The following is a 19,318-nucleotide window of genomic DNA, read 5'->3' on the forward strand; positions in this document are numbered from 1 at the left end:
CTGATGGCAAGCAAGGCTCGCTTCTAAGTCAGCTAGTTTGATTTTAGTATAGACCCATCAATTTAAATTAAGCATTGAGCTTGGGAGGCCAATATGAAAAAAATGATGATTAGTGCTTTGTTAGTTTTAGTATCCGCAGTTAGTTTTGCGAGTATGACAAATATAAAAAGGCATTCAGGTCACCAAGGTGACGCGGCGCAGCAACAAAGCGCTGCGGCTATGCCTCGAGTTCCGGAATGGAATCGGTAAGGAATGGATAGCGGCAGAGAGGGTTGAGCTTCTGCCGTTTTCACTAATGCGCGTTAATTTTTTGTTTTCAATTTATATTTCATAGCGGTATTTGCGTAAACCTACAGTGATTGTCAGGCAAATCATACTGAAGACCACTCCATACCAAAAAGGGGTATGACTGAGTTGAGAGGATAAATAATTTAAGCCATTATCCAGATAAGGGGTGGCCGATTGTAAAGCGTTAATTCCAATATCTTGACTATGAAATTCTGTGGTTGTCCAGATTTTAAATAATCCTGAAAAACGCTCGCTGATCAGGTGGTATAGCGTACTTGAACCTAGAATGATTCTTTCGAGTAAACATAATAATAAAGGAATAAGAACCGCGTACAATAAGGGGTTCTTTTTTACATACGCTGAGACTAATAAGCACCAAGAAAAGAGCGGGAGCAACCAAAGCGCTTGATTCATGAAAGAAAGCCAAAGGTAAAGCCATACCTTAATCAAGTGTAGAGGGTTCCATAGTGTGCTAAGGCTGATGACTTGAACATGCCAAGTGAAAACGCTACTAATGGCTAGGCTGATCAGCTGTAAGACAATAATAGCGACAAAGCTCCAAAAAGGAATTAAGATGATTGCTGTGGCGAATTTGGCAAGGACAGTGGCAAGGTCGGTCGTTGGCAGTGATTTCCAGAATAAAATACTACGATCTTGTCGATCATCATATAAGGTGTTTAATAAGTAGAGTAGTGTGCTAAATATCATTAATATAATTAAAGGCAGGCTGACAATATAAAGTAATATTTCAACGGATGCACTTTGTAGCTGAATATTATGATTATTGATAGATAGGGTGAAATAACCGTGGCGACCGATGCCAAGCACGGTGCTCAATAAAACAAGTGCGCCGATAATAAGCGCAGTATAAAGAGGCGCTTTCATCATCGAGGTGCGGTTTTCCCAAAACTCTCGGCGCATTAACATTAAAAATGTTTGCATTAGTCGCTCTCCTTAATTTTTGCAACAAAAATATCGGCAAGGCCCGCAGGAGTGACTTGGCCTAAAGGCTCTAATTCAGAGCTTGGTTTATCAAAGAGCATGAGGTTGGATTCGGGAAGTTGCTTTTGGCTGAGTGGGTTCAGAGCGAGGGCGGCTTGCTGCTGCTCTGGTTTGACATAAACATGGTTAAACTGTTGATTAAGATTTTTAATATCTTCATGCAATAAAACTTTGCCAGACTTAATCATAATAATGCTTGATAAAATATTTTCGACCTCTTCAATTTGGTGAGTTGCCACAATGATTGTCCGTTTTTTCTGATGATACTCTGCCAGTAGTTGACTATAAAATTCTTGTCGATAGAGAATGTCTAAGCCGATAGTGGGTTCATCCAGCACGAGTAGTTCGACATCGATGGCAAGAATCAGTGCAAGATGCAATTGCGTGACCATGCCTTTAGAGAGTTCTTTGACTTTCTGGCTGTACTTGATATTGGTTTTCTCGATAAAAGCACAGGCTTTATCTCGATTAAATTTAGGGTGAACAGCCGCAACATAATCGATGGCCTGTTGGACTTTTAGCCAGCGGGGAAGTAGAGCAACATCAGCAATAAAGCAAACATGTTCCATTAGACGATTACGATTTTGTTTTGGATTAATGCCCATCACTGAAATTTGACCTTGATAGGGGGTCAGCCCCAAAATCGCTTTGAGTAAAGATGTCTTGCCTGCGCCATTTGGGCCAATTAAACCGATAATTTGACCGCGCTGGAGGCTTAAATCTAGTTTATCCAGCGCAGTAAAATTGCCATATTGTTTGCTAAGGCTTTGAATTGTAATGATATCTGTCATTGTGCATTGTTTTCCATATTTTTGTTTAGTTTAACCTGTGTTAAGCCTGTGAGGAAATACCAATGATTATTTTTTCCTGTTTGGCAAAAATTTTTTGCAGGCGACTTTGTTTATCATTTAATTTAACCGATTAAAATAAAGCCCCAGTTAGATCTTGATGGGGAAAACTCGTGTTTTATGCTGCGTTACTCATTTTATTTTCAACACTTGGGCAGGCGACTTTAGTTATGTACCTTCCTGCTTTTTCAGAAGTTAGCTTGGCATATCGGATAACAGCTGCTCAAATTGCACAGAGCGTAACTCTATATCTCGCGTTTTTTTGCCCTTGGGCAGTTTATTTTAGGAAGTTTGTCGGATCATTACTCGCCTCGTAAGGTATTAATTGCCAGTTTCTTATTGTATTTAGCGGGCATTATTTTTGTTTTCTTGCCTAATATTTCTGTGAATTTTTTTGTTTCTCGCGCTTTGCAAGGACTTGCTGCAGGAGGGGTAATGGCAACAGCACGTGGTATGGTTAATCGGTCTTATCACGGAAAAGGTTTGGTGAGGATGTTAACAGTTACAGCCATTGCGGCTTCTATCGCTTCTGCATTTTCTCCTGCATTGGGTGGCTTATTGGTTGAGTATGGACGCTGGTATGATATTTTTATTCTACTTGGGAGTTATGCGCTACTTTTACTTTTAGGGGTCGCCTTTATATCTTTCCCTACAGGCCAATACTATACAAAGTCATCACTCTCTTGGTTACAAAGAAAAACGCACTTATTAACAAACTCTGCTTTTTTGCGTCCGGCTGTTGCTGCAAGCTTAGTATTTTCTATTTGCGCGGCGTACTACACTGTGTCCTCGTATTTATTTCAAGTTAGATTAGGTGTGAGCGCTCAGAATTTTGGTTTGTTATCGCTGGCAACTTCTGGTGGCTTTATTTTGGCTGCAGCGATTAATGGCTGGGGTTTGGGCAGTGAAAAAAATCGATTAGTTTTAGGTTACTTGATGATTTTGGTGAGTGCGGTCGGATTATTAGCGGTGACTTTCTTTACTCAAGTGACGGTGAGAGAGTTATTAAACTTGATAATGTTAGCGATGTTTGGTGTTGGTATTGTGTATCCATTAGCGATGGCGATAGCGATACGATCGTTTAAACATATTGCAGGAAGCGCTGGAGCCTTGATGGGAGCCTTACAGATAGGGAGTTCAGCACTGATGAGCTTATTAATAAGCTATTTTGTTGGGCCAAAGACCTTATTGGCCTTAGCGTTATTAATGTTGGTTGTGACTTTATTCTCAATGGTTATTATGTTTAATTTAAAAATTCATTGCCAAATCAGGTATGCTCATTAGAGCGTATTGAAACTGTGGAGCTATTTTGGACCTTTTAAGTTGTATGAAGACATTTCTTGTTGTTGCTAAATATCAAAGTTTTAGCAAAGCTGCCTATGAGCTTGATATCAATGTCGCAACCGTCAGTAAGCATGTGAAATCACTAGAAGCACACTTAAAGGTTCAATTATTCGAAAGAACCACTAAACGTGTCCAGTTAAATGATGCAGGTAAACTATATCAGCAGCAGGCAAAAGAAATTTTGTCTCAACTGAAACAAGCAGAGTGTTTATTGCATAGCGCTAAAGGGGTTTTAGAGTCACGTTTAAATATTGCCATTCCACCGATGCGAGCCAGGGAGCGCCAAGCGCGGGGTGAGTATTCCGAGGTAGGCTCGGATTTTTAGCAGAGCGGAGTGACGTAGGGCCTTTAGGTCCGGAGTCGGCGGAACGAGTGTCTAAAAATCTATACGAGCCGTAGAGTCATCTGAGAGCGAGATGCGGAGTGTGCCGAATTAAGGCACGGAGCGTCTCGTGACGGGGACGGCCGAGGCATTATAGTCGTCGCGTTTTGCGAGGCGATTTTGCACCATGGAAGTGCAAAATACCTACCGAGGTAGCGACGCTTCCGTGCCGATCGGCCAAGGTCAAATTCCAAAAGCGATTCATGCATTTTTTAAGTGCGTATCCAAAGATGAGTCTGAAAGTATTAGATATTCACTCAACAGTTGATTTATTTACTGCGGTTGCGAATGGTTTAGTTGATGTGGCAATAACTTACTTAGAGTACAGAGAAAAGGGTTTAATTTGTGAGCCATTGCTAAAAATATACAGGCATGTTTATGCCTCACCCGATTACATTAAAAAATACGGTTGCCCAAGAACAGTTGCTGAACTGGTTGAGCATAATTGTTTAGTGAGTACGCGTAATGCACCGGATAGCGTTTGGTTTTTTGAGGGAAGTTCTATTAAAGTGTCAGGAAGTTATCAGTCTAATTCTCCTGCACATGTTGTATCTGCTGCTGAGGAGGGTTTAGGACTCATATGGTCAACAGAGTCCCTGGTTGCTAATGAAGTAAAAAAAGGGAGTTTAGTTAAAATAGAGTTAGATCATCCTGCTTGTGAAATGGGTCTTGCTATTTATTATCGGCCTGTGTATGCAGGTCACCCAGTTAAAGTGTTTGTTGAGTTTGTGAAAGCGTATTTAAATAGAGAGTGAGTCGATGGCTTGTGATAATTATCACATTAAATTTTATAACAAGCCACCAATTGTAAATTACAGTTTTAATTAAAATTATACTTTTTCGTAGTTATGAACTAATTTTTTCAGCTCTTTTTCAGAAGGACCGACGATACTAACGGCTTTATGAGGAGTATTCGTATAGCTGATAATAAGGGTCGGGACGTATTTAATGCTTAAGTGTGTGCCAAGTAACATGTTATTAAGTAATTGACCGCCTACTTTATTCATATCAGCTTTGAGTGTTGTTGTATTTAAGCCGGCTTTTTGAGCGAGTGTATAGACTTCATTTTCTGTGAGTGGTTTTTTCGCGGTGATCATCGCTTGATGCAATGCCAGATATTTGTCCTGCTCTCCTGCGGCAAGGGCTGCTTTTGCCGAAAAGACAGAGCGATCACCGAGTTTTGGATAATCTTTAAAAATAACACGGACATTATGGTTATTTTTAACAAGTTTCTCGAGAACTGGATTAATTTGACGGCAATATGGGCATTGGTAATCGAAAAAATCGATGATGGTAATTTTTGCTTTTGGATTACCGATCATATTGCCTTCTTTGACTTGATAAAGCCCTGCGGTTTGAGCATCGTTTTTAATCGGTCTAACATCAGAGTTTGCACTAGCATAGCTTAGGGAGAAGGCCAGTGGTGCAGCGATAAGTAGGGTAGAAGATAGTGTTTTTAGTTTCATTTTTAGCTTCATAATGAGTCTCCTTGAGCCTTAAACTAAACGGTTTTATGTCCATAGACGGAGTCGACAAGATGTAGGTAATTGAGCAGCTCATCGCTGGAAACAGCACCGGCGATTTTTGCCTGTTCGATCAACTTGCCATCGGGAGAGAGAAAAACAATGGAAGGGGGAGCAAAAATTTGATATTTCTTTTCAAGCTGTTTAGAAGCCGTGTTATTTTCAGTGACATCAATGCGCATTAGGTTAAAGTGTTTAAGCTCTTCTCGCACAGCTTGGTTTTTGAAGGTACCGTGATCCATTTCTTTGCAGGCTACACACCAGCTCGCATAATAATCGATGAGAATCGGCTTGCCTGATTTTTGAAATTGATTAAGCGTTTTATTAAACTGTTCTGGGGTATGAACAACATGGAATAGCTCTGGTTTAATTTTTGTTGATTGTGGTGCTGTCGGGTTCGCTGAATTGTTTATCATGCTGATTTGTGGGGTATTAATGTGTTGAATAAGGATAATATTTAAAATAAAGCCACCACCGACTACGAGCATAATCACCCCTGCCGATTTATAAAGGCGTTGCCAGCCGGCGATGGCAGGTTCCAAAGCGCCCATATAAATTGCACTGATAATTAAAAAACTGCCCCATAATAAAGAGGTCGTTTGTGATGAGGTAATGCGTGAGAGCATCCACACTGCCATTGCAAGTAGTAGTACGCCGAGTAGTGTTTTGACTTTTTCCATCCACGGGCCGGCTTTTAAAAAAAGTTTGCCGCCTGAGGTGCCAACAATAATCAATGGCACCCCCATACCAAGCCCCATTAAAAAAAGGGCGCTGCCACCCAGCCAAATATTACCGGTACTGCCTAAATAAACCAATGCACCGGCTAAAGGCGCACTGACACAGGGTGAGACGACGAGGCTGGATAAAGCGCCCATGATAGCAACGCCTAAATAGGATCCACCTTGTCGATTACGATTTAAATTATCAATACGATCGCGCAAAAAACTGGGCAGTTGAAGTTCATATAAACCGAATAAAGAGAGTGCGAGTAATACAAAAATCAGACTAAAAGCGCCGATGGTCCAGGGGTTTTGCAACATGGCTTGTAAAGATTGGCCAATGCTTGCTGCAACGATGCCAGCAATGGCGTATGTTACAGCAACACCGATGACATAAGATAAAGAGAGGGAAAAAGCCCGCCGTGTTGTAATGCCTTTTTGCCCCATGATAATCCCAGCGAGTATAGGCAGCATGGGCAGTACACAAGGGGTGAGTGAAAGTAGCAAGCCAAAGCCTAGGAAACTGATCAAAATCAAGCCAATATTATGGCTAGCAAATAAATGTTGAATCGATGATAAGCTGGGCGAGCTAAAGCTTATGGCATGGTTGGTCGGTAAAGCTTGAGTTTGAACATTATGGATTAAGTGTTGTGCTGGTATTTTACGAGAGTGGCTGCTGGTGTTGGTGTCGGCGTTAAACGGAAAGTATTTTGTGATTGGTGGATAGCAATATTGTTCTCCTTTACAACCTTGATAAGAAATTTTTAGTGTAAAGGGACGTTTATTAGAGTCTTGAACAGGAATATTTAAAGTAAGCTGGTTTTCATAGAGTTGATAGTCACCGAGGATATCATTATGTTTGGCAATGCCGGTTGGCAAATTAATTTTTTGTAATTGGATTTGGGCGTTGTTGTTGTTATTAGTTTCCAGTTTTATATGGATTTTTTCTCGATAAAGGTGGTAGTCGGAGGCTATTTTCCAATGAGCTTGAATCAGGTTGTTGTCTTTTTGTTTGACCGTAAGTTGAAATGCCTGATCTGGTGAAAGAGGAGCGGCATGGATTAAAGAGTTGCTCAGTAAAAGATAGAAAAAAGTGAATAAAAAAATTAAAGGCAAAGAAAAAGCAGACATCCTGTTTATCACCGGTAAAACTCCATTTTTAGACTCAGCTGACTAGACTAACATAAAATTTGCATTGTGAAATAGTTTATCGTGTGAATAGCATGTTCTTATCGATCATATACACTTAAGGCAAGGAGTATTGAAAGTAAAGTTATGAATCCTTTATGAGTGATTTATTAAAATCGATAGAGCTGCAAACGGATATTGCTGGGAAAAATCGCTTAGAGCTTTTGTTGTTTCGTATTGGCGGTAAACAAATTTATGGCATGAACGTGTTTAAGGTTCGTGAAGTTATGTATTGTCCGAAACTGTGCTTGATCCCGGGTCGGCATCCGGCGGTGAAGGGGGTGGTTCATGTACGTGGCTATAAAACGATTTCCGTCGTGAGTTTAAGTAAAATGCTTAATCGAAATTATTTAGATGATAGTCAAACAAATGTGCTATTAATTACTGAATACAATCGCTCTCTTATTGGCTTTTTGGTCAGTTCTGTTGAAGAAATTATTCACACAGACTGGTCTGCAATAGAAACACCACCAAGTGGCTTATCGAACACACACTACTTAACCGCTGTGACTAAACAAAATGAAAAGCTCGTTGAGATTATTGATATTGAAAAAGTGCTTGATGAGGTTGTGCCGCCGAATTTAGTTGTTTCTGAAGAAGTGCTGGATGAAAAACACAAAGCAGAAGCGCATGAATATACCGTTCTTGTTGCCGAAGACTCTGGAGTAGCGCGTCGGCATATCGTTTCGGTACTTGAGCAGGTCGGCGTGCAATATATTTTAACTCACGATGGTGCTTCTGCATTGAAAAAGTTATTAGAGCTTGTTGAAGATCAACAGCCCGTTACAAATAAACTGTTGATGATGATTTCTGATATCGAAATGCCTCGTATGGATGGCTATACGTTAGTTAAAAAATGTCGCGAGCATCCTTTGCTTAAGGATCTCTATATTATCTTAAATAGTTCGATTTCCGGTGATTTTAATCGGCAAATGGCAAGTAAAGTCGAGGCTAACTTCTTCTTAGCTAAAATCAGTGGCGAAGAACTAGGCAGTTTAGTGGTTAAACGTATTAAGATCGCTTGCGGGGAAGAAGTTGAAGATGAAGACTTAGAAGAGATGTGTTGAGTGTAGTATTTGATTTTGTCTTTGATGTCTTGTGAAGTTATTCAGTTTTTGCTAAGTTTCATGGGTATAATGGTAAGGTTTAAAGCCATTTTAAGTTCTCTAAAGAGGAAGAACACTAATGAAGCGATCAGCCATCTGTCTATTGTTACCTATATTATTTGCTGGCTGTGCCCAGGTTCCTGAGAAATCAACAAGCCAACAGCTGAACTCATCAGCACAGGTAGCAATTCCAAGTGATGCGACGATTGTTACAGGGACTGCTATTGTTAAAGGTCAGCAGCCTTATCACAGTGCGAACTTTAGTAGCAATGGTCAGCAGCTAGTTTATGTGAGTCAAAACCAGCTTGGTCCTGCGATTTATATGACGAACAGAGAGCAAGCGATATGGTCGGCACCTGAGCTGGTGGTTTCATTGCAATCTCATATTGTTGAATTGCCAGGATTACATTTTAGTCGTTTTATGACTCAAAGTAATGACCAGCCAAGTGTTGCTGCAGGTCGTGTTGCTTTTCTTGCCAAGCTTAATAATGGTGCGAAGGGACTATTTTATGCTCCAAAAAATAGAGGGTGTTTGGCAGGTGCACCGCGTAGCGACGACAGAAAACCGTGTCCATGTCGGAGGCAGTGATTATTTTACTGATTTTGCGGGGCCAAAAATTCTTGCGAACTCACTTTACTTTATTGCGAATGCAGGTGAAGAGCAATATTTATATCGTTATGATTTAAAAACAGGCTTGAGAACGGCAATTCCAGCATTTTCAGCAACAGGTCAACCTTTACAAAATTTACGTAATTTATCTTTTTCGGGGACGAGTTTTGCGCTAACGGCTGATGTTGATGGTCAAGCGGGGGTCTATGCATTTGAAGGCTATGGCAGTTTTCGTCGCTTAAGCCCCGAACAATATAGTAATGTGAGTGGTGATAAAATTTCGGTGAAGCTTGGCCAGATGAGTTATGGACGCTTTGGCACACAAATGAGTATGATTACAACGGCCAATAAGCAGCTATCAAAGCAGGCACTCATTCCACAAACCGGAGTTTATATTAATGTGAAAGGCTTTAATGATAAGCCTGTCTTATTGACCTGGAAAAAAGTCTCTGGCTTTGAGTTCCTGCACTTCAAATCCCCTTTATTGCTCCAAGCATCACATACTCAAGCAAGCTTTGTTTTTGTTGCAAATACGGCCGGAGCCCCACAGCAAATGGGTGTATATAGAGCGAATCTGGTTAATGGTCTTGTTCGTGTCGTCCCATTATTGGTTCCAGGTGAGTACCTTGATAAACAAAAGGTCGAGGCAGTGAACATTGGCGATTATAGCGCAACACGCAGCTTGTTGGCGGTAAGTGTACAGTTTAGCAATGGTCAAGAGGGTGTCTACTTATTATCAACAAGTTAACCCGTAATTTTAATCTTATTTATCATAATATTACTGAATGCTACTGATATTGCTCTTTATTGACCAGGCATTGACTATACTTTAAGGTTGAATACGACAGATAGGGCCATAGAGTGTCAATGAAAACATATAAGGGCAGCGAGCCTTTTGTTTTACCTGACTTTTTAAAGGGCATGGTGGTCCCTATACAGCCTCACTTGGCCGATGAAATTCGTCAAGCTACACCAGACTTAAACACAATTGCCAGCCTGATCATGAAAGATACAGGTCTTTCTGGTGAGATTCTTAACCGCATGGGAGGCTCTGTAAATGGCTGTGCTGATATTTGGTCAGCTGTTCATCTATTAGGGATCGATGCGGTGATGGGGGTGGTCAATGGCCTTTATTTACGTAGCACGCTTGAGAAACACCCTGTTGATTTCTTAGAAGATTTAGGCGCGGTAAGCTATGATACCGCACGTGCTTCAGTATTGCTGATACAGGCATTGCAGCTGAATTGCGATGCATGGAATGCCTATGCACTGGGTTTGTTGCACCATGCGAGCATGCCAATGCTATTGGGTCGCTACAAAGATTATTGGAACACAATTCAGCATGCTTATTGCGTGTCTGGCGAGCCATTAACTCAAACAGAGAATAATCATTATCATACCAACCATGCGGTTGTCAGTTATTTACTTGCAAAACGCTGGAATTTGCCTGAAGCAATTTGCATCGCAATACGTGATCACCATAATATTTCAAGGTTAACATTTAAAACAGGCAGTGATAATGAAGAAGCAGACCTATTGCTCACGGTTTTGAAGTTTGCTGAACATAGTTGTCATGCCCATCAACGTTTAGGCCATCAAGGTACGGACTTTGAGTGGGAAATGATCGGTGAAGATGTGCTAGCTCGTTTGGGGATTAGTTGGTTAGATTATCAGGATCTTAGTCATTTACTTGAGGAAAAGGTTGAGTTTGATAGTTTTAGCCCTTTTACGGAAGAAGATTTAAAGCTGCATATCTAAATAGATAGCAGTAACAAGGGTGCTCTATATTTTTCAGAAATTCTGTTGTCTTAAGGCGATGCAAGGCTATCTGTCGCAAAGTGATAAGCATTTGATTAAAGCATTGTATTAACATTTTTATCTATGTCATGATAATAACAAGGAAAATAAAAGTTAGTTAATTGATTGATGTAAGGTAGGGATGGTTCATGACATATTCAAACTGGGTGACGCATAAGTTTGGTGGTTCAAGTTTAGGTGATGTGAAGCGCTTTTTAAATGTTGCAAAAATTCTATCAGGCAAAGATGAAATTATTATTGTTTCAGCAACCCAAGGAACAACCTCTAATTTACAGTCATTACTTGATCAAGCCTGTTTAGGTGAACTTAATGAAGAGCTTTTAAGCAGCATTGAAAAAAGCATATTAGTCTTGTGCATGAATTAGCTTGTGAAAAATTAAGAACTTCTATTATTGCCAATATTAAGCAAGATATTCATGTGATTCGTGATTTATTAAATACTGTTATTACCTTGCGTGTTTATTCAGAAGAGTTGCAGGCTCGTGTTATTGGTAATGGTGAAAAGTGGTCCGCACAGATTTTAACTGGTTTGCTCTCTAAAAATAGTAAAGCACTCTATGTTGATGCTAGCCAAGTTTTAGTCTTAGCAAGTGAGGAAATTGATTGGCAAAAAAGCAAAGAAAACTTATCTGAATTAAGCCTGTTAAACTATGATCAAGTCGTGATTACGGGCTTTATCGCTGGGAATGGCCAAGGGGTACAACTGACCTTAGGGCGCAATGGCAGTGATTATTCAGCGGCGATTTTCGCAAAAATTCTTGGCACGCAGAAATTAATAATTTGGACGGATGTTGACGGCATTATGAGTGCTGATCCACGCAAGGTCTCAGCAGCCTTCGCCTTGCCTCGTATTTCCTATCAAGAAGCGTTAGAGTTGGCTTATTTTGGGGCGACAGTCTTGCACCCAAGTACGATAGAACCGGCGATGAGTGCAGGAATCTCTATTTTCATTAAGAATAGCTTTAATCCAGAGGTTAATGGCACAGAAATTTGTGAAAGTGATGAGGCTTCAAAGTCATTGATTAAAGGGGTGACCTGTGTTGAATATGTTGCCTTACTTAATGTTGAAGGCTCTGGCATGGCGGGAGTACCTGGTTCAGCAGAGCGTATTTTTCAGGTGTTAAGGCAAGATCATATTTCAGCGATTTTAATCTCGCAAGCTAGCTCTGAGCAGTCGATTTGTGTGGCGATCAAGAGTGGTCAAGCTGCGCGTTCGATTCAGTTATTGACACAACACTTTCGTTATGAAATAGAGCACGGCAAGATAAAATCCATTGAGGCGGATGATTCTTGCAGCATTATTGCCGCCGTTGGTGATGGCATGGTCGGTCAGCGGGGTGTTGCTGCGAAAATTTGTCATGCGTTGGCGATGGCTAATGTCAATATTAAGGCCATTGCTCAAGGCGCAGCGGAGCGTAATATTTCACTGGTTGTTCGACGTCATGAAGTGCAAAAGGCGATGCGAGCGATACACTCGGGGCTTTATCTTTCTCATAAGACGATTTCAGTGGGTTTAATTGGGCCTGGACGGATTGGAGCGACTTTATTAGCTCAATTAAAAAAACAGCATGATGTATTAAAACAAGAGCATGGCTTAGCCCTGCGTTTACGCGGTGTGGCGAATTCGAAACAGATGTTACTTGATGAGCATGAGATTGATTTAGACTGTTGGCAAGATGATTTTGGTGTGAAAGCCGCTGAGATTAATTTAGACGAATTTATTGATCATGTGATTTCTGATTCGATTCCACATAGTTTAATTATTGATTGCACGGCGAGTGAGCAAACGGCAAGGCGTTATCCTGAAATACTGAAAAAAGGAGCGCATATCGTCACACCCAATAAAAAAGCAAATTCAGATCGTTTAGAATTTTATCAAGACTTATTGAATACGGCAGATCAATATAATCGTTATTACCTTTATGAGACGACGGTCTGTGCGGGATTACCCGTAATAAAAACATTACAGGATTTATTATTAACCGGAGATAAAATACGCTGTATCGAAGGGATTGTCTCTGGGACTTTAGGCTTTTTATTTAATCAAATTTCTAAGGGTATTAGCTTTTCACAAGCTGTTAAAGAAGCTAAACAACAAGGTTTTACTGAACCTGATCCACGTGATGATTTATCCGGCATGGATGTCGCACGTAAAATGATCTGTTTGGCGCGTGAAATTGGTATTCAGGCTTCTCTTGAAGATGTCGGCTTGGAGTCGTTAATCCCTGATGAGCTGGTGAATTGCTCGGTGGGTGAGTTTTTAGAGCGTTTGCATGAATATGATGCAATGATTGAAGAGCGTTTAAGGGATATTGCTGGCGCAGATACGGTGGTGCGCTATGTCGGCAAAATTAAAGCGAGTGGGCAAATTGAAGTGGGCATGCAATCCTATGCGGCGGATCATCCCTTTGCACACTTACAGGCCACCGATACGATTGTGTCTATAGAGACAGATCGTTATACTCCACAGCCGATGATTATCCAAGGTGCAGGCGCTGGAGCTGAGGTGACCGCTGCGGGCGTTTTTGCGGATATTTTACGATTATCATCATCACTGAGTGAGCATTAAATGTTAAAAGATCAATTAAATTCAGTCACCGCTTTTGCGCCGGCCAGCTGTGCTAATTTGGCGGTTGGCTTTGATGCGCTAGGCTTAAGCTTTAATGCCTTAGGTGATGAAGTCACTCTCACACGTCGAGATGATAATCAACTTGTTATTAATTCAGTGATGGGCGTTGATTTACCAACCGATCCTGCTAAAAATACCGCGACGATTGCTTTAAGGCACTTGTTGGAATTTTATAATGTTGATCAGGGTTTTAATATTTCGATCAAAAAAGGGATTCCAGTGAGCTCGGGGCTAGGAGGCTCGGCAGCGTCGGCTATCGCCGCTTTGGTGGCGATAAATCAGTTTTTACTTGAGCCTTTGGCTAATATTGAGCTTGCGCGTTTTGCCCTAGAAAGTGAAAAGCATGTTTCAGGGCAAGCCCATGCGGATAATATCGTGCCTGCTTTGTTCGGCGGTTTAACTTTAACTGTATCGATGCAGCCTTTAGAAGTAATTGAATTGCCTTTACCTGAAATTTATTGTTTAGTGCTGCACCCGAATATTGATATTCCAACACGGTTGTCGCGCCAAGTAATCCCTAGCCGTGTTAATTGTGCGCAAGCGGTGCGTCAAGGCGTGCATTTTGCCAGCTTTATTAGTAGCTTGTATCGAAGTGATTTAGCGTGTTTACAGCGTTACAGTAAAGATGTTTTAATTGAGCAATATCGTGCAGACTTAATTCCTGGTTTTTATGAGATTCAGCAAACCGCCTTTGCAGCAGGTGCGCTGATGTGCTCGATTTCAGGCTCAGGACCATCAGTTTTTGCTTGGTCTGAAAAGAAAGAATGTGTAGAGGCTATTGCAAAAGCTGCGAATACGATTTTAGCGCAGCAAAATGTTGATGTAGATTTTTGGATAGAGAAATTATCAACGCAAGGCGCTTGTGTTGTGAAGGAAAATAACCATGCAGTATTATAGTACACGCAATATTGAAACTAAAGTGAGTTTAGATCAAGCCTTGAGCGAAGGCTTAGCCGCTGATGGTGGTTTGTATGTTCCAGAGTCTTTTCCACGTATTGATTGGAAAAGTTTAATCAGTCAATCTTACCATCAAGTCGCTGTTAGTTTATTGCAGCCTTTTTTCAAAGATAGCCAATTAGCGCCAGAGTTATCATTGATTTGTGATGAGGCGTTAAACTTTGAAATGCCGATTACTGCTTTAAATAATAACACGCAATTGCTCGAATTATTTCACGGCCCAACTTTATCCTTTAAAGATGTGGGTGCACGGTTTTTAGCTGCAAGTTTAAACCGTTTACTTACTCGAAAAAAAGAAAAGCGTTTAATATTGGTTGCAACTTCTGGGGATACAGGCTCTGCCGTTGCTGCGGCTTTGCATAAACAACCACAGTTGCAGGTGGCGGTGTTATTTCCAGAAGGGAAAATTTCAGCAAGGCAACAAGCGCAAATTTGTTGTTGGGGGATAATGTTCGGGCGATTGCTGTGCAAGGCAGTTTCGATGATTGCCAGTATTTAGTTAAAGCTGCTTATGAAAATGCGGAGCAATTTCCTTTACCCTTATCAACCTCTAATAGCATTAATGTTGGTCGCTTGTTGCCACAAATGACGTATTATGCGTATGCGAGCTTGCAGCATTATCAAGCTAAGCAAGAAAAAATCCGTATCATTGTGCCTTCTGGCAATTTAGGCAACGTAACCGCCGCATTTTGGGCCAAGCAGTGTGGTCTGCCAATTGGTCAGATTGCCATCGGTTTGAATGCCAATCGAGTGGTTTTAGACTATATAGAGTCAGGTGAATTTAAGCCAAGAGCAAGTTTAGAAACACTCGCCAATGCGATGGATGTGGGTAAGCCGAGTAACTTCGAACGCTTGAGTTGTTTATTGGATTATCAGGAATTTAAAAACATTCCTGTGATAAGTGTGAATGATGAAGAAATTCAAAAAAACAATTCAGCAGGTTTATAATCGATACCAAAAGCTCGTTTGCCCTCATACCGCTGTGGGTATAGCAACCGCTTGGCAATTAGGTGGGGATTGGTTGGTTGCAGCAACGGCGGATCCAGCTAAATTTGAGAATGTTTTAGAGCCTTTGTTGGGTATAGAAGTCCCTGTCCCTAAACGCCTTAACGACTTGGTTTTGCGTGAGCAGCGCTGTGTGAAAATTAAGCCGAGTATGCAGGAACTTTTACAGGCCATATAATCCATTTAGCTAAATCGGTGAAAAATAACTTGTTCTTGAGGGTTATATTATAAAACTCAAAAGCTTATTGATTCTAGCCGATACAGATGACGAGAGTCTGTGAATGTTATTGAGAACGAGTGTTAAGTCTAAATACAAACTTTACATCTCTTCTTGCTCAGAAGGTACTGAATTTAAACAATAAGTCTTTAGGACGAAGCCAAGAAAAGCTAATTACAGGTCTACGGATTAATCGTCCGGGGGATGATGCGGCTGGCTACACCATAAAAACAGGGATGACAACGCGCATCTCGAGCCTCTCACAAGCCGTTCGTAATGCCAATGATGGCATCTCTATGGTGCAAATTAGCATGGGAGCCGTTGGTCAAGCTATTGAAAACCTTCAACGTATGCGAGTTCTTGCCCTTAATGCAGCAAATGATACGAAAGGTTCTCAAGATGTGTTAAACCTGCAACAAGAAATAAAACAGCGTATCGGGCAATTAGATACGATCTCACAGTCGACTTCTTTTAATGGCATTAACATGCTAGATAGCACTGCCCCATTAGAAACGATTAATCAAAATCAGCAAGCTGTATTAACTGGATTAGCGAGCGGTTGGTTAGAAGAGTCTGAGCGGATTATTGAAGAGTTTTATGGTATCAAGGGAGATGGCGATACGCTAAAAATTGATCTAAAATCCGTCGCCGAAGGAGGAATTGATGGTGCGGGAGGCACAGCGGCGCGAGTGGTTGCCAATGTTCCTGTAGGAAATGGTAAGTCTGTTGCTGGCTCAATGTCATTAGAAATTGACATGAATGACTTTATTCCTCCTAATTTACCAAACGGAGGCTCGGCACCTGTTTATAATGATCGAATTATCATGCATGAGATGGTCCATGCAATATTTAATCGTTCGGTTAATGTGGGGACGACGGGTGTGCCGACGTGGTTTAATGAAGGTTCAGCTGAGTTTATTCACGGTGCAGATGAGCGTATTGCAGGGCTTGGCACGGGTGGCACAATGGCAGGCAATTTGACAGGCTTTGCCAGTGCAAATGCTGATTATGCGAAATCTTTTGCTGCGGTGCGTTATATGCATGATATGATCAAGGCGGCAGGGGGCAATGGTGTTAAAGATATCTTCACTAAATTACAAGCGGACCCATCGACTAAGAATTTAGATGATGCGTTAACCGAGGTGGCGGCTGATTTAGGCGGCTTTAATCGTTATGTTTCTGGAGCTGGGTTTAGTGGTGCAGCAGTCACTGCAACGGCAGCGGGTTTTGAAACCGCCTTTAATGCGTCTGGCGCAGACTTTATCAATGAGCAAATAGATACAACAAATGCAGATACTGGGTCGATTCAAGGCAGTGATGTTAATTCACAAAACCCGGTAAAAAATGCGATTGATGTGGTTCCTGATCCGTTTGAGTTAAAACTCACGCCATTAAAGTATTTTAATATCGATTGGTTAGATGGAGACCCAACCAAGCTAGATGGCTTTAATGCACCGATTACAGAGCGTACCACTTTACAAGTGGGTGATAGTGTTAGTGATACTTTCGATATGGAATTTAGGGGCTTAAGTGCGACAAGTTTAGGGGTCGATAAGCTCGATATTACCGAAAACCAAGGTTTGGCGATGCGGGATATTGATCGGGCGATTAATACCTTGACTAACTTTGCCGCAGAGTTAGGCGCTATTCAAAACCGCTTAGCCAAGACGATAGAGAATGATGAGTCACAGCAAAGAGGACAAGAGGCTGCGCGTGGACGTATTCAGGATACAGATTTTACAAAAGAAATTGCTTTTTCAGCCAAGCAACAAATCCTTCAGCAAGTGGGTACCGCAATGTTAGCTCAGGCGAATCAACTACCACAAAGCATTCTTCAACTGATTTAATCTTGCCTAATAAAGTTTCAAATATTTTCTCATTCTAGTGTTCTTTGTGTTATTGCATAAGTCACCGGTCACTGACACAATAGCCTTGAACTTAAAGAATAGGGTTAAGCTGTGTTATGAATCAAGCTGAATTAGAGCGCTACGCACGTCATTTTGCCTTGCCAGGTGTCAAGATAGAGGGGCAAAAAAAAGTTAAAGCAAGCACGAGTGTTATGCATTGGTGCCGGTGGAGTGGGTTCTCCAGTATTAACTTACCTCGCTGCTGCTGGCGTGGGACATCTTTGTGTGATGGATGCAGATATTGTTGATACTTCGAATTTGCAACGGCAAATTTTATTTACTGAGTATGATATTGGTCAGTCAAAAGCAATTGCAGCACAAAAGCGCTTACAAGCGCAAAATTCGATGATTCAAGTGCAGGGAATCAGTCAAAACTTAACTATGGATAATGCACTGGAGTGTATTTGGCCATTTGACCTGGTTATTGATGGTTCAGATAATTTTAAAACGCGGTTTTTGGTCAATGACGCTTGTGTTGAACTTGGCAAGCCCTTTATTTCTGCGAGCATTTTTCAGTTTTCAGCACAATTGGCTTTATTTGAACCGGGTGCTCATAGTTGTTATCGCTGCTTATTTCCAGAAAAGCCAGGGCCAAATGCAGTGCCTAATTGCGCTGAGGCTGGTGTATTTGGTGCGGTAACTGGCATGGTTGGGACGATGGCCTGTTCTTTGGCTTTGAATTATTTATTGGATGAGCGTATAGAACCGGTACTTTATCAGATCGATGCAAAACGCTTGAGCGTTAGGCAGGTGGCGCTTAGACGAAATGCCAAGTGCTCGGCTTGTCAGCAAGGTATCGCTTTTCCTCAATTGATAGCGCAAGAAGAGCAAGAAAGTACTACGATTGATGATGTTAGTGAAGTGTCAGAATGCAACATTAGCGAGTTAGACGGAAAATTAAGTACAGGCGCTGTATTATTGGATGTTCGCGAACCTTGGGAAAGAGCGCTTATTCAGATTCCTGGAGTCACGATTCATATGCCACTAGGGCAGCTTGATATTAATCAATTGGATATTAGCCAACATTATATTGTTTATTGTAAGGCAGGTGTGCGCAGTTATCATGCAGCTAAAGCACTGTGTCAAGCAGGATTTAGTGCTGAAAATTTAACCGGTGGCGTTGATGTTTGGCAAGTTGGACTTGTTTAATTTGAAGGGTAAAATAAAAGTAACAGAGTAAATCAGTGCTGACTTAGCACTGATTTTAAATTTTAAGCTGATGATTAGAGTTGATCCAATAATAATAAAAAATAATTTGTAGAGCTGGCAAAGCAACCATTAGGCAAGATAATGGTAGCTGGCTGTAGACGGGTAAAAAGGCGACTACAAAACTGATAAAAGCAACGCCCGCGGTAATAATTAAGCCTAATAGTGCGCTTATGGTGCCGATATTGCGTGTGAGTGAGAGTGCACCGGCCATACAATTTGGAAAGATCAGGCCCGAGGCGTAGAGCGATAAATAAAGTGGGATTAATAAACCCCAAGTGGATGTGCCAAAGAATACCGCACAGGCTACAGCCGCTAATCCGCCGATAAACATTAATATATTACCGAATGAGACGAGGGCATTGCTGGAGAAAAAGTGCAGCAGACGGCCACTACTGAGAGTACCTAGAAGATAAGCGGCACCAATGCTAAGCGCAATCGTGCCAAACTCGGCGGCACTAAAATGTAAGGTATCTTGGAATAAAAAGGGGCCGATGACATTAAAACTGATGCTAACAGCAAAGCTTAAGGTCATACACAACACGTAACCCCAAAAAATTTTTTGGTTT

At 41.3% G+C, this 19,318-nt stretch carries 17 protein-coding genes and 2 pseudogenes; 14 read left to right on the top strand and 5 right to left on the bottom strand.

The window, feature by feature from the left end; all coding sequences use genetic code 11:
* The first annotated feature begins 93 nt into the window (after positions 1-93).
* Entirely contained in the window at positions 94-249 is a 156-nt protein-coding gene (locus BGC07_RS20755; RefSeq protein ID WP_158006946.1) for a hypothetical protein, read from the top strand.
* A 72-nt stretch (positions 250-321) separates the two neighbouring features.
* On the opposite strand, the gene BGC07_RS13505 is transcribed toward BGC07_RS20755, so the two are convergent.
* Positions 322-1,230, bottom strand: a complete 909-nt coding sequence (locus BGC07_RS13505; protein ID WP_069313526.1) for a hypothetical protein — start codon at positions 1,228-1,230, stop codon at positions 322-324.
* A complete protein-coding gene (locus tag BGC07_RS13510) occupies positions 1,230-2,081 on the bottom strand; it encodes an ABC transporter ATP-binding protein (RefSeq protein ID WP_069313527.1) in 852 nt (283 codons plus the stop codon). Before BGC07_RS13510 ends, BGC07_RS13505 begins: the two co-directional genes overlap by 1 nt.
* Positions 2,082-2,387: 306 nt before the next feature.
* Here BGC07_RS13510 and BGC07_RS13520 point away from each other — a divergent pair, with 306 nt between their 5' ends.
* The 3 genes from BGC07_RS13520 (at position 2,388) to BGC07_RS13530 (ending at position 4,619) form a co-directional block, all read left to right on the top strand.
* Complete coding sequence (locus BGC07_RS13520) at positions 2,388-3,422, top strand: MFS transporter (RefSeq protein WP_077216912.1); 1,035 nt, start codon at positions 2,388-2,390, stop codon at positions 3,420-3,422.
* 25 nt (positions 3,423-3,447) lie between these two features.
* Positions 3,448-3,807, top strand: a complete 360-nt coding sequence (locus tag BGC07_RS13525; protein ID WP_139121701.1) for a LysR family transcriptional regulator — start codon at positions 3,448-3,450, stop codon at positions 3,805-3,807.
* 260 nt (positions 3,808-4,067) lie between these two features.
* Positions 4,068-4,619 carry a LysR substrate-binding domain-containing protein gene (locus BGC07_RS13530; protein ID WP_069313531.1) on the top strand — a complete coding sequence of 184 codons (552 nt, stop codon included), beginning with the start codon at positions 4,068-4,070 and terminating at the stop codon, positions 4,617-4,619.
* A 75-nt stretch (positions 4,620-4,694) separates the two neighbouring features.
* Here BGC07_RS13530 and BGC07_RS13535 read toward each other — a convergent pair whose 3' ends face one another.
* Positions 4,695-5,342, bottom strand: a complete 648-nt coding sequence (locus tag BGC07_RS13535; protein ID WP_069313532.1) for a DsbA family protein — start codon at positions 5,340-5,342, stop codon at positions 4,695-4,697.
* A gap of 23 nt (positions 5,343-5,365) precedes the next feature.
* Complete coding sequence (dsbD, locus tag BGC07_RS13540; protein ID WP_139121702.1) at positions 5,366-7,249, bottom strand: protein-disulfide reductase DsbD; 1,884 nt, start codon at positions 7,247-7,249, stop codon at positions 5,366-5,368.
* A 143-nt stretch (positions 7,250-7,392) separates the two neighbouring features.
* On the opposite strand from dsbD, the gene BGC07_RS13545 reads away from it, so the two are divergent.
* The 10 genes and pseudogenes from BGC07_RS13545 (at position 7,393) to BGC07_RS13580 (ending at position 18,692) form a co-directional block, all read left to right on the top strand.
* Positions 7,393-8,361: a chemotaxis protein gene (locus BGC07_RS13545; protein WP_069313534.1), complete on the top strand. Its 969-nt coding sequence runs from the start codon at positions 7,393-7,395 to the stop codon at positions 8,359-8,361.
* A 118-nt stretch (positions 8,362-8,479) separates the two neighbouring features.
* Positions 8,480-8,989 carry a hypothetical protein gene (locus tag BGC07_RS22560; protein WP_235603213.1) on the top strand — a complete coding sequence of 170 codons (510 nt, stop codon included), beginning with the start codon at positions 8,480-8,482 and terminating at the stop codon, positions 8,987-8,989.
* Positions 8,910-9,758: a hypothetical protein gene (locus tag BGC07_RS13550; protein WP_235603214.1), complete on the top strand. Its 849-nt coding sequence runs from the start codon at positions 8,910-8,912 to the stop codon at positions 9,756-9,758. Before BGC07_RS22560 ends, BGC07_RS13550 begins: the two co-directional genes overlap by 80 nt.
* A gap of 119 nt (positions 9,759-9,877) precedes the next feature.
* On the top strand, positions 9,878-10,768 hold the full coding sequence (locus BGC07_RS13555; protein ID WP_069313535.1) for an HDOD domain-containing protein: 891 nt from the start codon (positions 9,878-9,880) through the stop codon (positions 10,766-10,768).
* Positions 10,769-10,956: 188 nt separating this feature from the next.
* Positions 10,957-11,193, top strand: a complete 237-nt coding sequence (locus BGC07_RS22565; RefSeq protein ID WP_235603215.1) for an amino acid kinase family protein — start codon at positions 10,957-10,959, stop codon at positions 11,191-11,193.
* Positions 11,181-13,397 carry a bifunctional aspartate kinase/homoserine dehydrogenase I gene (thrA, locus tag BGC07_RS13560; RefSeq protein ID WP_235603216.1) on the top strand — a complete coding sequence of 739 codons (2,217 nt, stop codon included), beginning with the start codon at positions 11,181-11,183 and terminating at the stop codon, positions 13,395-13,397. Before BGC07_RS22565 ends, thrA begins: the two co-directional genes overlap by 13 nt.
* Positions 13,398-14,354 (top strand): homoserine kinase, encoded by a 957-nt coding sequence (locus BGC07_RS13565; RefSeq protein WP_069313536.1) that lies wholly within the window; start codon positions 13,398-13,400, stop codon positions 14,352-14,354.
* A pseudogene (thrC, locus tag BGC07_RS13570) lies at positions 14,341-15,597 on the top strand (threonine synthase). The gene BGC07_RS13565 and the pseudogene thrC overlap by 14 nt, the downstream one beginning before the upstream one ends.
* A 119-nt stretch (positions 15,598-15,716) precedes the next feature.
* Positions 15,717-17,483, top strand: a complete 1,767-nt coding sequence (locus BGC07_RS13575) for a flagellinolysin (protein ID WP_069313537.1) — start codon at positions 15,717-15,719, stop codon at positions 17,481-17,483.
* A gap of 207 nt (positions 17,484-17,690) precedes the next feature.
* Positions 17,691-18,692 carry a HesA/MoeB/ThiF family protein gene (locus tag BGC07_RS13580; RefSeq protein WP_069313538.1) on the top strand — a complete coding sequence of 334 codons (1,002 nt, stop codon included), beginning with the start codon at positions 17,691-17,693 and terminating at the stop codon, positions 18,690-18,692.
* 55 nt (positions 18,693-18,747) lie between these two features.
* Here the strand turns inward: BGC07_RS13580 and BGC07_RS13585 are convergent.
* A pseudogene (locus BGC07_RS13585) lies at positions 18,748-19,318 on the bottom strand (multidrug effflux MFS transporter); the annotation flags it as partial.

The sequence above is a fragment of the Piscirickettsia litoralis genome (genome assembly GCF_001720395.1).
In the GTDB taxonomy this organism is placed as follows: Bacteria; Pseudomonadota; Gammaproteobacteria; order Piscirickettsiales; family Piscirickettsiaceae; genus Piscirickettsia; species Piscirickettsia litoralis.

Bases quoted from the DNA above. Each gene is read 5' to 3' on its own strand.
- BGC07_RS13550 (WP_235603214.1), top strand. From the start codon at position 8,910: ATGCTCCAAAAAATAGAGGGTGTTTGGCAGGTGCACCGCGTAGCGACG.
- BGC07_RS13555 (WP_069313535.1), top strand. From the start codon at position 9,878: ATGAAAACATATAAGGGCAGCGAGCCTTTTGTTTTACCTGACTTTTTA.
- BGC07_RS13505 (WP_069313526.1), bottom strand. From the start codon at position 1,230: ATGCAAACATTTTTAATGTTAATGCGCCGAGAGTTTTGGGAAAACCGC.
- BGC07_RS22560 (WP_235603213.1), top strand. From the start codon at position 8,480: ATGAAGCGATCAGCCATCTGTCTATTGTTACCTATATTATTTGCTGGC.
- BGC07_RS22565 (WP_235603215.1), top strand. From the start codon at position 10,957: ATGACATATTCAAACTGGGTGACGCATAAGTTTGGTGGTTCAAGTTTA.
- BGC07_RS13535 (WP_069313532.1), bottom strand. From the start codon at position 5,342: ATGAAGCTAAAAATGAAACTAAAAACACTATCTTCTACCCTACTTATC.
- BGC07_RS13530 (WP_069313531.1), top strand. From the start codon at position 4,068: ATGCATTTTTTAAGTGCGTATCCAAAGATGAGTCTGAAAGTATTAGAT.
- BGC07_RS13565 (WP_069313536.1), top strand. From the start codon at position 13,398: ATGTTAAAAGATCAATTAAATTCAGTCACCGCTTTTGCGCCGGCCAGC.
- BGC07_RS20755 (WP_158006946.1), top strand. From the start codon at position 94: ATGAAAAAAATGATGATTAGTGCTTTGTTAGTTTTAGTATCCGCAGTT.
- BGC07_RS13510 (WP_069313527.1), bottom strand. From the start codon at position 2,081: ATGACAGATATCATTACAATTCAAAGCCTTAGCAAACAATATGGCAAT.
- BGC07_RS13545 (WP_069313534.1), top strand. From the start codon at position 7,393: ATGAGTGATTTATTAAAATCGATAGAGCTGCAAACGGATATTGCTGGG.